Raw genomic sequence first — 15409 nt, 5'->3', positions numbered from 1 at the left:
CGGAGCTCCTTACAGCCGTGTGCCTACGCCGTGACCAGGTAGGAGAAGACGCTCTCCAGGGACTCGTCGGACGGCGAGACCGTGTAGAGCCGGATGCCCCGCTCCCGCGCGACGCGCGGCAGCAGCTCGGTGAAGCCGGCGAAGTCGATCGCCTGGATGCGCAGCGCCCGCTCCTTCCAGTCCAGCTCGATGGCGGCCGTGGACCCGTCCGCGATCAGCGCGGCGGCGAGCGCCCGGTCGTCGCTGGAGCGCACCAGGTAGCGGTGCGGCCGGTCCGTCATGAGCCGGCGGATCTTGCGGAAGTCGCCCGAGGCGGCGTGCCGGCCGGCGACGACCACCTCGATGTGGCTCGCCAGCTGCTCGACCTCCTCCAGGATGTGCGAGGAGAACAGCACCGTGCGGCCCTCGGCGCCCATCCGCCGCAGCAGGTCCATCAGGTGCAGCCGCTGCCGGGGGTCCATGCCGTTGAAGGGCTCGTCCAGCAGCAGCACCGACGGGTCGTGCACCAGCGCGGAGGCCATCTTGGCGCGCTGCCGCATGCCCTTGCTGTACGTGGCGACCGGACGGTCCTGGGCGAACTCCATCTCGACCGTGGCCAGGGCGCGCTGCGCCGCCGCCCCCGCGTCCGCCAGCCCGTGCAGCTCGGCGTTGGCGACCACGAACTCGCGCGCCGTCAGGAAGTCGTACATCGCCTCGCGCTCGGGGACGATGCCGATGTGCCGGTACACCTGCTCGTTGCGCCAGACCGTGGCGCCGTCGAGGGTGACGGTGCCGGCCGAGGGGGCCAGGAAGCCGCCCATCATGTTGATCAGGGTGGACTTGCCCGCGCCGTTGGGGCCGAGCAGGCCGGTGACGCCGGGGCCGATCGTCATCGTCACGTCGTTGACGGCGACGACGTTGCCGAACCAGCGGGACACATGGTCGATGGACAGGGTGGTCACGACAGTACGGCCTTTCGGTAGCGGCGCATCAGCAGGCCGAAGGAGCCGGCGATCACGGCGAGGAGGACGAGGAGGTAGACCGTGCCGACGACCGCGTCCTTCGGACCCGCGCCCTCGGGGAAGCTGGAGGTCGCGCCCAGCCACCAGGTCTGCGCGCCGTCGATCAGCGTGATCGGCGAGAACAGGCCCAGCCAGCCGATCACGTCGGCGTTGCCGTTGATCGAGGCGACGCCCTGCACGCTGGTCACCGCGCCGTACGAGAGCGTGAACACCGCGATGACCGCGGCGACGCCGAAGCCCCGGCGCGGCGTCAGCGCCGCGATGACCAGGCCGATGCCCGAGAACAGCATCGACAGCAGCAGCGCGGCGAGCATCGCCTTGGCGAAGCCCGCGCTCTGGTCGCTCACGTCGAACTTGGCCAGCAGCGCCCCGATGTACATGACCAGCAGCGGCGTCCCGGTGAGGATGAACAGCGCCGTGGTCAGCGCCGCGAACTTCGACGCGACGTAGTCGACCGCCTCGATCGGACGGGAGAAGTACAGCGGGGTCGTCTTGAACCGCAGGTCCAGGGAGACGGACTGCGGGGCCTGGGCCGCCAGGTAGAGGCCGATGACCGCCTGCATGATGATCGCGTACTGGGTGTACTCGATCGGCAGTTTGGTCGCCTTGGTGCCGATCGCCACCGCGACCATGATCCCGGCCGGCACGCACATCACGGCCAGCAGGATCATCGGCAGCACCTTGGACTTCGCCGACCGGCCGAGCCCGTAGGCGCTGCGCAGGCTCTGCACGTACAGCGACTTGCGCGCGTAGCCACGGCCCAGCCGCGGGCCGTCGTAGTGCCGGTAGCCGATGTCGTGGATGACGTCGGCGGCGGGCGGCCTGCCCTCAAGCTGCGTCATGCTCGTCCCCTCCCCGGAAGATCTCGGCGATGCGGTGCCGGTGCTGCTCCATGCGCACCAGGCCCGTGCCGAGCTCCGCGACCGCGTCGCGGACCGCGTCGTACGTCTCGTCCCCGTCGATGTCGACCATGACCAGCCGGCCGTCCGCGTGCGCGTTCAGCCCGGCGGCGGTCAGCTTCTCGACCAGCTCGTCCTCGTGCTCGGTGACCTCGACGGTGAGCGAGGCGGTCGCCTGGGTGAAGTCGCTGGTCGAGGAGGAGCGCAGGAGGGAGCCGCCGTCGATGACGACGATGTGGTCGCTGGTGCGCTCCAGTTCACCGAGCAGGTGGGAGGTGACCAGCACGGAGATGCCGAACTCGGTGTGCACGCGGCGGATGAGTTCGAGCATGTCGTCGCGGCCGACGGGGTCCAGCCCGTTCGTCGGCTCGTCGAGCAGCACCAGCCGGGGATCGTGGACCAGTGCCTGGGCCAGCTTCACCCGCTGTTTCATGCCCGTGGAGTACCCGCCCATGGGGCGGTACCGCTCCTCGTACAGGCCGACGTGGCGGAGCGTGTCCGCGGTGCGCTCGCGCGCGGCGGACGGCGGCAGCCCCGAGATACGGGCCATGTGGACGACGAACTCCGTCGCCGACACGTCCGGGGGCAGGCAGTCGTGCTCCGGCATGTAGCCCACATGGGCGCGGATCGCCGCGCCCTCTGTCGCCACATCCATGCCCAGGACGGCGGCCCGGCCTTCTGTGGCCGGCGCCAACCCCAGGAGGATTTTGATCAGGGTCGACTTGCCGGCTCCGTTGGCACCGACCAACCCGGTCACGCCGGGAGCGATGTCGACGGTGAGCCGGTCCAGAGCGGTCACCCTCGGGTACCGCTTCGTCAGGCTTTCGGTAGCGATCACAGTCACGCCACGAACCTAGTGGCGCGGGCCACACCCCGTCGTCAGTCTGGGGGGCGGTTGTGCGTAGTCCTTCGGGTTGACTTCCCCGTAGGGGAGGCGGTGCGGTGCGTCCGTCTTGCCGGGATTCCTCCTGCGGGTCGCGCGGTTCAGCCGCGGCGGGGCGTCGTCCGGGAGCACGGTCGGCTCCACCGGTCCGCCCCGACGGGCCGGACCCCGCGATGGTGCCGCGTGGCGCTGCGCCGGATCGTGGGGTGCGTGTACGGGTGCGCGTGCGGGTGCACGGGTGTGCGGGTGCCGCGCTCACGCGGGGGGTGCGTGGGTGTGCGGTGCTGGGTCGCGGGGTGCGTCGGTGCGCGGTGCGGGCGGCGTGTACGTGTGCGGGTGCCCGCTTCGCCGTACACGCGAGCGGGGCGGTGACGGCCGCCGTCGAGCACGGGCGGGCCGGCGACCGGACGGTCCGTGGCCCACGGGTGGGGCCGGGTCGGGCCGGTGGTGACCGTCGCAGCCTCGGGGGTGCGGGGCGTCTCCGGCATCGTCGTCCTCGTGCTCTGGGTGGTGCTGGGGGTGGTACCGGGGGTGGCGCTGGGCGTGTTGCCGGGGGTGGTGCTCACTGCCGTGCTCCGGCCCGGGCCCGTGAGTACGCCCGTCGTCCGGGGCGTCCGGACGGTCCCGCTGGAGCGGGCGCCGTGTCCGGCGCCGTGGTGGTGCGTGGAATCCGGGGTCGAGGCGGCTTGACGGTCCGTCAACGGGGTCCGTTCGGCACGCCGTACCGGCTGGTCACGCGCGTCCGCGGCGGTCATGCGCAGAGCGCCCACTCGCGGCGCGGGGTACGGGCCGGGGCCTCGGTCATGTCGCTCAGCGCGGGGTCGAGGCCGGCGTCGCCGATCGGACGGGTGCGCACACGGGCCACGGGCGAGGCGCCGTGGGCTTCGGCGCGGATGCGCTGCTTCATCGTCGGCGGCAGGGAGTGGGCGTCGGCGGCGGCGGTGAGGCAGGGCGCCGGGACGAAGGGAACGGACGGCTCGGGCACGACGGGCTCGTCGCGGTACGGCGTGAGGGACGACGGACGCGGCGAGCGATGCGACGAGCGATGCGACGAGCTGCGGGACGCCTTGCGGGACGACGGGACCTCGGGTGTGCGTCCGCCGGGTTCGGCGCGAAGCCCCGGTTCGACACGCAGTTCCGGTTCGACACGCGGTCCCGGCCCGGACGCGGCGGCGCCCACGGCCACCGGTCGTGGTGCCGGTTCCGTTCGCGGAGCCGGTGCCCAGTGGCGCACCGCCTCGGCGGTGGGCAGGAACCGGGTGCCGGGGAGGGCCTCCGGTCGCGGCGCGGCCGGAGCCGTGCTACGCGACACCGGGACGGCGAACCCGAAGTACGCGACCATCTTGAGCAGGAGCGTCACGAAGACGTCCCAGAACGTCCTGACATGGGTGTTGGCAGCCATGACCTCTCACTTCCTTCGGTGAGTCGGGAGCGACTAATCCGATGATGCGGAAGTGAGCACGAAATCCTCGGTGCCGCACCCCGGGGATGCCGATATTCCGATCAACACCACCCGGGTGGCCGAGCCGTGCCCCGGCCGGCCTCTCAGGCGACGACCTTTCGCCGGGGTGCTCCCCGAGTTGCGGCTCCCCACCACCGGGGGTATCGGCGCCGCAGGGAGCGACAAAGACCCGGCCGGCGGCGTCCGCGGGAGGTCCCAGGGTCCCGTGGCGTGCGGAGGCGCCGGCCGGGCGGGCGCGGCTCGCCGACGGGTTTCCACCGGACGGCGGCTGCCGCCCCGATCGCCCCACCACTTCGGCCCGGGCGGCCGGAAGCCACCCCGTAGGGTGGGGAACATGCGCCTGAGCACTGTGATTCTGCCGATCTACCGCTGGCACGAGCAGGGGCGGAAGGTCTGGCGCCGGGCCGAGGAGCTCGGCTTCCACACCGCCTACACCTACGACCACCTGTCGTGGCGGAGCTTCCGGGACGGCCCGTGGTTCGGGGCGGTCCCGACGCTGACGGCGGCGGCTGCGGCGACGGAGCGGATCCGGCTGGGCACGCTCGTCACCTCACCGAACTTCCGGCACCCGGTGACGCTGGCCAAGGAGCTGATCACCCTCGACGACGTCAGCGGCGGGCGGCTGACACTCGGCATCGGCGCCGGCGGGGTGGGCTACGACGCGACCGCGCTGGGCCAGGTGGCGTGGACTCCGCGCGAACGGGCCGACCGCTTCGGCGAGTTCGTCGCCGTGCTGGACCGGTTGCTGACGGAGCCGGTGGTGACTCAGGACGGCGAGTTCTACTCGGCGCACGAGGTGCGGAACATCCCCGGCTGCGCGCAGCGTCCGCGGGTGCCCTTCGCGGTGGCGGCGACGGGCCCGCGCGGACTGCGGCTGGCGGCCCGCTACGGCCAGGCCTGGGTGACCTACGGGGACCCGAAGGGCCCGGCGGACGTGCCGGTGGACAAGTGCCCCGAGGTCGTCTCGCGCCAGTACGACCAGCTGGAGATCGCCTGTGCCGAGATCGAGCGCGACCCGGGCGAGCTCGACCGCGTCCTGCTGACCGGGTCGACGGCCGAGCGCCCGCTGGAGTCGCTCGACGCCTTCGTCGACTTCGCGGGCCGCTACGCGGAAGCCGGCATCACGGAGATCGTGCTCCACTGGCCGGTGCCGGACTCCGTCTACGCGGCGGACGAGAAGGTCTTCGAGCTCATCGCGACCGAGGCGCCGGCCCAGCTCAGTTGAGCCGGCGGCGGGCGTTGCGCCGCCACTGGCCGAGCAGCACGGGCGACGCCGCGGGCGGCGGACCCGCGGGACAGACGTCGAAGTGGCTGATCCGGCAGGTGTCGGAGGGGACGGTGGCCCGCAGGTTGACCGCCGTGCCGTCACCCGCGACCCGCCAGCGCCGGCCGGCCGGGACGGCGCCCAGCGGCCACTCGCCGGGCTCCACCAGGATCCAGTGGCCGCCGGCGGTGCGGTGGCGGTACGCGGCGCAGGCGCACCGGCCGCAGGTCGTGGCGGTGCCGCCCGCCGGATCGGCGACGGGTATCCCGGCGCGAGCCGCCAGGCGGATGCCGTCCACGACCGTCGGCAAAGCGTCGGCCAGGAGCACCGGTTCCCGGTCGGGCTGCTCTTCACAACGCACAAGGGCCATGGCGTGATGGTGGCAGCCGGCACTGACAACGGCGACGGAGAGTGTGGCGGTCCTCGCACTCCGCACCCACCTGCTGTCATATGCATCCGCATGGGGGACCATGGGTCGGTGACCTCAGCCACCCAGCATCCCCGGACCCCGGACGCCACCCTCGCGGCCCCCGCGCCGCGGCTGATCGCCACCGACCTGGACGGCACGCTCCTGCGCGACGACAAGACCGTCTCGGCCCGTACGATCGCCGCCCTGGCGGACGCGGAGGCCGCGGGCATCGAGGTCTTCTTCGTAACGGGGCGGCCCGCACGGTGGATGGACGTCGTCGCCGCGCACACCGCCGGCCACGGCATGGCGATATGCGCCAACGGCGCCGCCGTCTACGACCTGCACCGCGGCAGGCGGCTGCTGGCTGCCTACCCCCTCGACCCCCGGGACGCGCTCGCGGTCATCGCGGCCCTGCGCACCGCCGTCCCCGGCACGGCCTTCGCCGTCGAGCTGACCGGCGGCTTCGCGTACGAGCCGGACTACCCGCCGTACGCCCCCGCCCCCGACGCGGTCGTGGCCCCGGTACAGGATCTGCTCGACGGCGGGCGGCAGGGCCAGCCCGTGCTGAAGCTGCTGGCCAAGCACCCCTCCATCGACCCGGACGTCTTCCTGCGCACCGCGCGCGCGGTGGCCGGGGAGCACGCCGAGATCACCCGCTCCAGCGCGTCGGCGCTGCTCGAGATCAGCGGCACCGGGGTCAGCAAGGCGACCACGCTCGCGCGCTGCTGCGCGGACCTCGGCATCTCCGCCGAGGAGGTGGTGGCCTTCGGGGACATGCCCAACGACCTCGCCATGCTGTCGTGGGCGGGCACCTCGTACGCCGTCGCCAACGCCCACCCCGACGTGCTGGCCGCCACGACGCACCGCACCGCGGCGAACGAGGAGGACGGCGTGGCCCGCGTCATCGAGCGGATCCTCGCCGCCCGCTGACCCCGGCGGGCCGGCTCACAGGGGCGCCTCCCAGGCGAGCGCGGTGCCCTTGCCGTCAGGTCCCGGCCCGAAGGTGGACTCGCCGCCCAGCGACTCCGCGCGGCGGGCGAGGTTGCGCAGCCCGCTGCGCCGCCCCGTCTCGGGGATGCCGACGCCGTCGTCGGAGACGATGAGCCGCACACCCTCGCGGCCGTCGGAGAGCACGGCGGTGGCGTCGAGCACCACCTCGACCCAGGTGGCGCCGGCGTGCCGCTGCACGTTGGACAGTGCTTCGCGCAGCGCCGCCACGAGGTTGCGGGCGCTGAGCGCGCCGACCCGGTGGTCGACGGGTCCGACGAAGCGGACGGACGGTGGGAAGCCGAGGCCGCGGGCGGCGGAGCCGGTCTCGCGCAGCACCTGGGCGCGCAGTCCCGCGGGGGCGTCGTCCCGCGGCTCCTGCTGGAGCGCGAAGATCGCCGTCCGCACCTCCTGGATGGTGGCGTCCAGTTCCTCGACCGCGTGCGCGATGCCCTCCTCGGCGTCGGGCGGCAGCGCCTTGCGCCGCGCCGACTGGAGCATCAGGCCCGTCGCGAAGAGCCGCTGGATGACCAGGTCGTGCAGATCGCGGGCGATCCGGTCGCGCTCCTCGTACACGGCCAGCCGGTTGCGGTCCCGCTGGGCGCCGGCGAGCAGCAGGGCCAGCGCCGCCTGTGCCGCGAACTGGATGGCGACGAACCGCTCGTCCTCGGTGAAGCCCGGCACGCCGTGGGCCCTGGGCAGCGCGAGCGCCCCCATCACATGGCCGCTGCTCTGCAGCGGCAGCATCATGCAGGCCCCGAAGCGCGGGGCGATGGCCATGGTCATCCGGGCGTCGGTCGACGCGTCCTCCACGAACACCGGCTCGCCCGCCATCAGCGGCGCCACGGGCGGGCTGTCCGCCTCGAGCAGCGTGCCGACCAGGCCCGCGGGCTGTTCGGCCGAGACGGCGACCACTTCGAGACCGCCCTCGACGGTCGGCAGCAGAACCAGGCCCGCGTCGGCCCCCACGAGCGCGCGGGCCTGCTGGGCGACGACGTCGAGCGCGTCGTCGCCCGGTTGCTCGTCCGCCAGCAGCGCGCTGGTGACCGAGCCGACGGCGTCCAGCAGCCTGGCCAGTGGTTCTGCCATACGGCGAGCCTAGGACGGTGCCGCGTCCTACGCCGTGATCGACTCCGGCTCCGGCGCGTTCGGTGCGTCGGCCGCGCGCTCGCGGTCCAGGCTCCGGCGGAACGGGCCGTCGGCGGCGGCCAGCTCACGGTGCGTACCGCGCTGGACGACCCGGCCGTGGTCGAGGACGAGAATCTCGTCGACCTCCTCCAGACCGGTGAGGCGGTGGGTGATCAGCACGGTCGTCCGGCCCGTGGTCGCGGCCAGCAGATCGGCGGTCAGGGCGTCGGCGGTGGCCAGGTCGAGGTGTTCGGCCGGCTCGTCGAGCACCAGGACGGGGAAGTCGGCGAGCAGCGCGCGGGCCAGCGCCAGCCGCTGGCGCTGGCCGCCGGACAGGCGGGTGCCGTGCTCGCCGACCGGGAGGTCGAGGTCCAGGTCGAGCCGTGCGGCGGCGAGCGCCTTGCGCAGTTCCGTGTCGTCCGCGCCGGGGCGGGCCAGGCGCAGGTTCTCCCGGACCGTGCTGTCGAAGGCGTGCGCGTCCTGGGCGCACAGGCCGACCATCCGGCGCACCGCGTCGCCGTCGAGGGCCGTGGCATCGCTGCCCGCGAGGGTGTACGCGCCCTCCTCGACGTCCAGGAAGCGCAGCAGCACGTGGGCGAGGGTCGTCTTGCCCGATCCGGAGGGACCGACGACGGCGATCCGGCGGCCGGGGCTCAGCTCCAGGCCGACGCCGTCCAGCGCGGGCCGGGGCTGCCCCGGATGGCGGGCGGTGAGTCCGCGCAGCACCAGGGGGTGGGGCCCGGCGGGCGCGGCCGCGGGGTGCGCGGGCTCCCGTACGGGCTCGGGGGTGTCGAGTACGTCGTACACGCGCCGCGCCGCCTGCCGGCTGCGCTGCCGGTACTGCGCCGCGAGCGGCAGGGCCGTCACCGCCTCGAAGGCGGCGAGCGGGGTGAGCACGACCACCGCGAGCGCGACCCCGGACAGGCCGCCGTCGGCCACCGCCCGCACGCCCGCCCAGGCGCAGAGGGTGACGGTGAGTCCGCTGACCAGGGCGCCGAGCCCGGCCCCGAGCGCCGCGCCGGCCGCGGAGCGGGCAGCGATCCGGGTGAGCGCCCGGTCCGCCTCGGCCGCCTTGGCGCGGCGCCCGGGCAGGGCCCCGGCGACGGTCAGTTCGGCGGTACCGGTGAGCACCTCGACCACCTGGGCCGCGAGTTCGCCGCGGGCGGGGGCGAGAGCGCGTTCGGCGCGCCGGGCGAGCGCCGCGGAGGCGGCGGGCACGGCCACACCGGCGGTGAGCAGTCCCACCGCCAGGGCGGCTCCGGCACCGGGCAGCAGCCACACGGTGAACGCGGCCGCGGCGGTGCCGGAGAGCGCGGCGGCGCCGGCCGGGAGCAGCCAGCGCAGGAAGTAGTCCTGCAGACCGTCCACGTCGGCGACGAGGCGGGAGAGCAGGTCGCCCCGCCGGGTGTCGCGCAGCGCGGCGGGCGCGAGCCGCTCCAGCCGCCGGTACACGGTGACCCTGAGGCCGGCGAGGGCGCGGAGGACGGCGTCGTGCGAGACCAGGCGCTCGGCGTAGCGGAAGACCGCCCGGCCGATGCCGAAGGCCCTGGTCGCGGTGACCGCGACCATCAGGTACAGGACCGGCGGCTGCTCCGAGGCCCTGGATATCAGCCAGGCCGAGGTCGCCATCAGGCCGACGGCGCTCAGCAGGGCGAGGGCGCCGAGCAGCAGCGCGAGGGCGAACCGCGGCCGCAGCGGCGTGGCGATCCGGCGCACGCGGGTCAGCGGCGCGGACCCCGTGGCCGACGCGGCGGACGAGGAGGACGAGGAGGACACGGCGAGGGCCGCACCGAGGGGTTCGGGGGCGGGCGTACCGGCCGCGGCCCGGGCCGGGGGCGCCGCTGCCGGCACGGCACGCGGCGGGCGGCCGTCGAGCCGCACCGTGCGGTCGGCCACGGCGAGCAGCGCGGGGCGGTGCACGACGAGCAGCACCGTGCGGCCGGCCGCGAGCCGCCGTACGGCGTCGACCACGGCCGCCTCGGTCTCGCCGTCCAGTGCCGCCGTCGGCTCGTCGAGCAGCAGCAGCGGCCGGTCGGCGAGGAACGCCCGGGCCAGCGCGACGCGTTGGCGCTGCCCGGCGGAGAGCCCGGCGCCGCCCTCCCCGAGGGCCGTCGCGGGGTCGAGGTCCGGGGCGCCGGCGTCCCGGAGCGCGGCACGGACCTCGGCCGGGCTCGCGTCCGGCCGGGTCAGCCGTACGTTGTCGGCGATGGTCCCGGCGAACAGGTGCGGCCGCTGGGGCACCCAGGCGATCTGCCGGTGCCAGCCGGCCGGGTCGTGGGCGGCGAGGTCGGCGCCGTCGGCCAGGACCCGTCCCGAGGTCGGTTCGGTGAAGCCGAGCAGTACGGAGAGCAGCGTGCTCTTGCCGATCCCGCTGGGGCCGGTGAGGGCGATCGTCTCACCGGGGGAGACCCGCAGGGAGACCGGGCCGAGGCGGCCCTCGACGGCCACCTCGTCCAGTGCGACGACCGCGGTCCGCAGGTCGGGGGCCTGTGCCGTGCCGCGCCGGGGCGGCGCGGTCTCCAGGACGGCGAAGACCTCGTCGGCGGCGGCGAGCCCCTCGGCGGCCGCGTGGTACTGGGCTCCCACCTGGCGCAGCGGCAGGTACGCCTCGGGCGCCAGGACGAGGATGACCAGCCCGGTGTAGAGGTCGAGTTCACCGTGGACCAGCCGCATGCCGACGCCGACGGCGACCAGGGCGACGGAGATGGTGGAGAGCAGTTCCAGTGCGAAGGAGGAGAGGAAGGTGATGCGCAGCGTCCGCATCGTGGCGCGCCGGTGGTCGGCGGTGATGACGCGGATGGACTCGGCCTGGGCCTTGGCCCGGCCGAAGACCTTGAGGGTGGGCAGGCCCGCGACGACGTCGAGGAAGTGGCCGGACAGCCGGGCGAGCAGCTGCCACTGACGGTCCATGCGGGTCTGGGTGGCCCAGCCGATCAGGACCATGAAGACGGGGATGAGGGGGAGGGTCAACGCGATGGTGAGCGCCGAGATCCAGTCCTCGGTGACGATGCGGGCCAGGACGGCCGCGGGCACCACGACGGCCAGGCCCAGTTGGGGCAGGTAGCGGGCGAAGTAGCCGTCCAGGGCGTCGATGCCCCGGGTGGCGAGCGTGGTGAGCTCACCGGTCCGGCGCTCGGTGAGCCCCGCCGGGCCCAGGGCGGTGACCCGCTCCAGGAGCTGTGTGCGCAGCTGGGACTTGACTGCGGCGGAGGCGCGGTGGGCGCACAGCTCGGTGAGCCAGGAGACGGCCGCCCGGCCCGCCGCGACGCCGGCGAGCAGCAGCAGCGGTGTGCGCAGCGCCCCGGCGCCGAGACCGTCCTCGAAACCCCCGACGACGATCTCCGCGACGATCATCGCCTGCGCGATGACCAGGCCCGCGCCGACGAGGCCGAGCAGGACGGAGACGGCGAGGAACACACGGGTCGCGCGGGCGTACCTCAGGAGCCGGGGGTCGACGGGTTTCACGTGAAACAGCTCCTCAGTGCGCTTCGGCGATGTGCTGGGTGCCGATCCGCCTGCGGAACACCCAGTACGTCCAGGCCTGGTAGAGCACGACCAGCGGGGCCGCGATCGCGGCGCACCAGGTCATGATCTTCAGCGTGTACGGGGTCGAGGAGGCGTTCTCCACCGTCAGGCTCCACGCGGGGTCCAGCGTGGACGGCATGACGTCCGGGAAGAGCACCAGGAAGAGCATCGCCACCGCGGCGACGACGGTGATCCCGGAGAAGGCGAACGCCCAGCCCTCGCGGCCCCGCAGATTGGCGCCGAGCGCGGCGAGCAGCGCCAGCACGGCGACGGCGGCGGCCGTCAGGCTCGCCGCGTTCCCGCCGTCCCCCTGCGTCCAGGCCAGGAAGGCCACGGCGAGCACGGCCGTGACGGCTCCGGCGCGGGTGGCGAAGCGGCGGGCACGGACACGGATGTCGCCGAGGGTCTTCAGGGCCGCGAAGACCGCGCCGTGGAAGGTGAAGAGGCTGAGGGTGAGCAGTCCGCCGAGGAGGGCGTAGGGCCCGAGCAGGTCCTGGACCCCGCCGGTGAACTCACCGGACTCGTCGATCGCCACCCCGTGCACCATGTTGGCGAACGCGACGCCCCACAGGAACGCGGGGAGCAGGGAGGTCCAGAAGATCGCCTGCTCCCAGGCGGTCTGCCAGCGTTCACTGCTGCGCTTGGCCCGGTACTCGAACGCGACGACCCGGACGATCAGGCAGAGCAGGATCACCAGCAGCGGCAGGTAGAAGCCGGAGAAGAGGGTGGCGTACCACTCGGGGAAGGCGGCGAAGGTGGCGCCGCCCGCGGTGATCAGCCAGACCTCGTTGCCGTCCCAGACCGGGCCGATGGTGTTGATCAGCACCCGCCGCTCGGGGCGGTCGCGGGCGAGCAGCCGGGTGAGGACGCCGATGCCGAAGTCGAAGCCCTCGAGGAAGAAGTAGCCGGTCCACAGGACCGCGATGAGGACGAACCAGACGTCGTGGAGGTGCATGCCGTCTCTCCCTAGTACGAGAAGGCCATCGGGCGGTCGGCGTCGCCGCCGATCTTCGTGGGGGGATCGAGGTCGGCCTCGGTGAGCTCGGGCGGCCCGGCCTTGGCGTACTTGACCAGGAGCTTGACCTCGACGACCGCGAGGACGGCGTAGAGGGTCGTCAGGACGATCAGCGAGGTCAGCATCTCGGCGGTGGAGACACCGGGGGAGACCGCGTCCTCGGTGCGCAGCAGCCCGTACACGACCCACGGCTGACGGCCGTTCTCGGTGAAGATCCAGCCCCAGGAGTTGGCGATCAGCGGGAAGCCCATGGTGAGCAGGCCGATCCGCCAGTACCAGCGGGACAGGGCCGGGGAGAGGGCGCTGTTCCTGGTGAGCATCAGGTGCGGTGGCTCGTCGTCGGCGGTGCGCCGGTCCTCGGCGAGCCAGAACCTGCGGCGGGTGAGCCAGAGTCCCGCCAGGCCGACCGCGAAGGAGGTCATGCCGAAGCCGATCATCCAGCGGAAGCCCCAGTAGGCGACCGGGATGTTGGGGCGGTAGTCGCCGGGCCCGTACTTCTCCTGCTCGGCCTTGTTGACGTCGTTGATGCCGGGGACGTAGGAGTCGAAGTCGTCGTGGGCGAGGAAGGACAGCAGGCCGGGGACCTCGACGGCCACGGTGTTGTGGCCCTTGTCGACGTCTCCGTAGGCGAAGATCGAGAAGGGGGCCGGGGACTCGCCGTCCCACAGGGCCTCGGCGGCGGCCATCTTCATCGGCTGCTGCTCGTACATGACCTTGCCCAGCCGGTCGCCGCTGATCGCGGTGAGCAGGCCGGCGACGACGGCGGTGACCAGGGCGAGGCGCAGCGAGGTCCGCATGACGGCGACGTGCTTGCGCCGGGCCAGGTGGTAGGCCGAGATGCCGATCATGAAGGCGGCGCCGGTCAGGAAGGCCGCCGTCAGCGTGTGGAAGACCACCACGAGGGTGGTGTTCTGGCTGAGCACCGCCCAGAAGTCGGTGAGCTCCGCGCGGCCGGTGACCTTGTTGTAGCGGTAGCCGACCGGGTGCTGCATCCAGGAGTTGGCGGCGAGGATGAAGTACGCGGAGAGGATCGTGCCCAGCGAGACCAGCCAGATGCAGGCCAGGTGGAGCTTCTGCGGGAGCTTGTCCCAGCCGAAGATCCACAGCCCGATGAAGGTGGACTCGAAGAAGAAGGCGATGAGCGACTCGAAGGCGAGCGGGGCGCCGAACACGTCGCCGACGAAGCGCGAGTAGTCCGACCAGTTCATGCCGAACTGGAACTCCTGGACCAGTCCGGTGGCCACGCCCATGGCGATGTTGATCAGGAAGAGCTTGCCCCAGAACTTGGTCGCCCGGAGGTACTTCTCCTTGCCCGTGCGCACCCAGGCCGTCTGCAGACCGGCGGTCAGGGCGGCCAGGGAGATCGTGAGGGGAACGAAGAGGTAGTGGTAGACGGTCGTGATGCCGAATTGCCACCGCGCGACGGCGACGGAGTCCAGTGCCAGGTCCACGTCACGCCTCCTAACTTGGCGAGCTTGTGAAAGTGAACGCATTCACAAGCTCAGTATGCCGCACACACTTTCGCCCCCTCACACCGGGGGGTGGAAGGGGGCGAAAGGGGGCGTGCTACGACGCCCCGTGGCACCCGGGACGCTGCGTGCGAACGGTCACAGCTCCTTGCGGAAGGCCTCCGCCGTACGGATCAGTACGTCGTTGGCGGCCTGCTCGCCGACCGTGATCCGCACGCCCTCCCCCGCGAACGGGCGGACCGTGACGCCGGCCCGCTCGCAGGCCGCGGCGAAGTCGGTCGTGCGCTCCCCCAGCCGCAGCCACACGAAGTTGGCGTGCGTCTCCGGCACCGTCCAGCCCTGCGCGGTCAGCCGGTCGTACACCCGGGTGCGCTCGGTGACCAGCGCGTCGACCCGCTCCAGCAGCGCGGCCTCCGCGCGCAGCGAGGCCACCGCCGCGTCCTGGGCGAGCTGGCTCACCCCGAAGGGGACGGCCGTCTTGCGCAGCGCCGCGGCGACCGGCTCGTGCGCGATCGCGAACCCCACGCGCAGCCCGGCGAGCCCGTACGCCTTGGAGAAGGTGCGCAGCACCGCCACGTTGGGACGGTCACGGTAGACCTCGACGCCGTCCGGGACCTCGGCGTCGCGGATGAACTCCCGGTACGCCTCGTCCAGCACGACCAGCACGTCCGGCGGGACGCGGTCCAGGAAACGCTCCAGCGCGTCCCGGCGCACCACCGTGCCGGTGGGGTTGTTGGGGTTGCAGACGAAGATCAGCCGCGTCCGGTCCGTGATCGCCGCGGCCATCGCGTCAAGGTCGTGCGTCTCGCCCGCGTCGAGCGGCACGCGTACCGAGGCCGCGCCGGTGATCTGCGTGATGATCGGATAGGCCTCGAAAGACCGCCAGGCGTAGACGACCTCGTCACCCGGGCCCGCGGTCGACTGCAGCAACTGCTGCGCGACGCCCACCGAACCGGTGCCCGTCGCGATGTGCTCCTCCGGCACGCCGAAGCGGTGCGCCAGCTCTGCGTGGAGCGCCGTGCACGCCATGTCCGGGTAGCGGTTGAAGTTCTCCGCGGCGGCGGTGGCCGCCTCCAGGACACCGGGCAGCGGCGCGTAGGGGTTCTCGTTGGAGGACAGCTTGTAAGCCGTCACTCCCTCTTCCACGGCCGGGGGTCTGCCCGGCTTGTACGTGGGGATGCCGTCCAGTTCGCGGCGCAGTTTGGGGCTCATGCCCCACACCATACGAGCGCCCGCCCGGCCGGGGGAGGGCTTGCGGCACACGGGCTCGCGGCAGGGGCTCACGGGGAACAGGGCAGGTGGTGCGACGCACTGCGCGCCGGTGGCGCGCGCGGTGGCGCGCATCCCTCGTAGGGGTGAGTTGATGG

The 15409-nt window shown here is 73.2% G+C and carries 12 protein-coding genes and 1 pseudogene; 3 read left to right on the top strand and 10 right to left on the bottom strand.

All coding sequences use genetic code 11. The features are described 5' to 3' along the window. Positions 1–23: 23 nt before the first annotated feature. Genes B085_RS0108790 through B085_RS0108780 form a run of 3 tightly spaced genes read right to left on the bottom strand, consistent with a single transcriptional unit; the run spans position 24 to position 2744 of the window. On the bottom strand, positions 24–941 hold the full coding sequence (locus tag B085_RS0108790; RefSeq protein ID WP_018558206.1) for an ABC transporter ATP-binding protein: 918 nt from the start codon (positions 939–941) through the stop codon (positions 24–26). Next, positions 938–1843: an ABC transporter permease gene (locus tag B085_RS0108785; RefSeq protein ID WP_018558205.1), complete on the bottom strand. Its 906-nt coding sequence runs from the start codon at positions 1841–1843 to the stop codon at positions 938–940. The genes B085_RS0108790 and B085_RS0108785 overlap by 4 nt, the downstream gene beginning before the upstream one ends. Further along, complete coding sequence (locus B085_RS0108780) at positions 1830–2744, bottom strand: ABC transporter ATP-binding protein (protein ID WP_026250815.1); 915 nt, start codon at positions 2742–2744, stop codon at positions 1830–1832. The genes B085_RS0108785 and B085_RS0108780 overlap by 14 nt, the downstream gene beginning before the upstream one ends. A gap of 483 nt (positions 2745–3227) precedes the next feature. On the opposite strand from B085_RS0108780, the gene B085_RS0108775 reads away from it, so the two are divergent. Continuing rightward, positions 3228–3473: a hypothetical protein gene (locus tag B085_RS0108775; protein WP_158689693.1), complete on the top strand. Its 246-nt coding sequence runs from the start codon at positions 3228–3230 to the stop codon at positions 3471–3473. A 61-nt stretch (positions 3474–3534) separates the two neighbouring features. Here the strand turns inward: B085_RS0108775 and B085_RS0108770 are convergent, their stop codons facing one another. Next, entirely contained in the window at positions 3535–4185 is a 651-nt protein-coding gene (locus B085_RS0108770; RefSeq protein WP_026250814.1) for a DUF6344 domain-containing protein, read from the bottom strand. A gap of 394 nt (positions 4186–4579) precedes the next feature. Here B085_RS0108770 and B085_RS0108765 point away from each other — a divergent pair, with 394 nt between their 5' ends. Continuing rightward, a complete protein-coding gene (locus B085_RS0108765) occupies positions 4580–5470 on the top strand; it encodes an LLM class flavin-dependent oxidoreductase (RefSeq protein ID WP_018558202.1) in 891 nt (296 codons plus the stop codon). On the opposite strand, the gene B085_RS41795 is transcribed toward B085_RS0108765, so the two are convergent. Next, entirely contained in the window at positions 5463–5879 is a 417-nt protein-coding gene (locus B085_RS41795; RefSeq protein ID WP_158689692.1) for a DUF6083 domain-containing protein, read from the bottom strand. The two genes, B085_RS0108765 and B085_RS41795, sit on opposite strands and share 8 nt — an antisense overlap. 108 nt (positions 5880–5987) lie before the next feature. On the opposite strand from B085_RS41795, the gene B085_RS0108755 reads away from it, so the two are divergent. Further along, positions 5988–6848, top strand: coding sequence for an HAD family hydrolase (locus B085_RS0108755; RefSeq protein ID WP_018558200.1), 861 nt, complete (start codon positions 5988–5990; stop codon positions 6846–6848). Positions 6849–6863: 15 nt separating this feature from the next. On the opposite strand, the pseudogene B085_RS41790 reads toward B085_RS0108755, so the two are convergent. The 5 genes and pseudogenes from B085_RS41790 to hisC form a co-directional block, all read right to left on the bottom strand. Then, positions 6864–7976, bottom strand: a pseudogene (locus tag B085_RS41790) (GAF domain-containing sensor histidine kinase); the annotation flags it as partial. A 45-nt stretch (positions 7977–8021) separates the two neighbouring features. Continuing rightward, positions 8022–11498 carry a thiol reductant ABC exporter subunit CydD gene (cydD, locus tag B085_RS41785; RefSeq protein ID WP_018558198.1) on the bottom strand — a complete coding sequence of 1159 codons (3477 nt, stop codon included), beginning with the start codon at positions 11496–11498 and terminating at the stop codon, positions 8022–8024. Between the two features lie 13 nt (positions 11499–11511). Beyond that, on the bottom strand, positions 11512–12513 hold the full coding sequence (gene cydB, locus B085_RS0108740; protein ID WP_018558197.1) for a cytochrome d ubiquinol oxidase subunit II: 1002 nt from the start codon (positions 12511–12513) through the stop codon (positions 11512–11514). Positions 12514–12524: 11 nt separating this feature from the next. Then, positions 12525–14024 carry a cytochrome ubiquinol oxidase subunit I gene (locus tag B085_RS0108735; RefSeq protein WP_018558196.1) on the bottom strand — a complete coding sequence of 500 codons (1500 nt, stop codon included), beginning with the start codon at positions 14022–14024 and terminating at the stop codon, positions 12525–12527. 156 nt (positions 14025–14180) lie between these two features. Then, positions 14181–15254 (bottom strand): histidinol-phosphate transaminase, encoded by a 1074-nt coding sequence (gene hisC, locus B085_RS0108730; protein WP_018558195.1) that lies wholly within the window; start codon positions 15252–15254, stop codon positions 14181–14183. Between the last annotated feature and the right edge of the window lie 155 nt (positions 15255–15409).

The organism is Streptomyces sp. BoleA5, from assembly GCF_000373665.1.
Lineage (GTDB): Bacteria > Actinomycetota > Actinomycetes > Streptomycetales > Streptomycetaceae > Actinacidiphila.
Note: the sequence above shows the minus strand (reverse complement) of the source record. Positions and strands in the feature narration are given on the sequence as shown.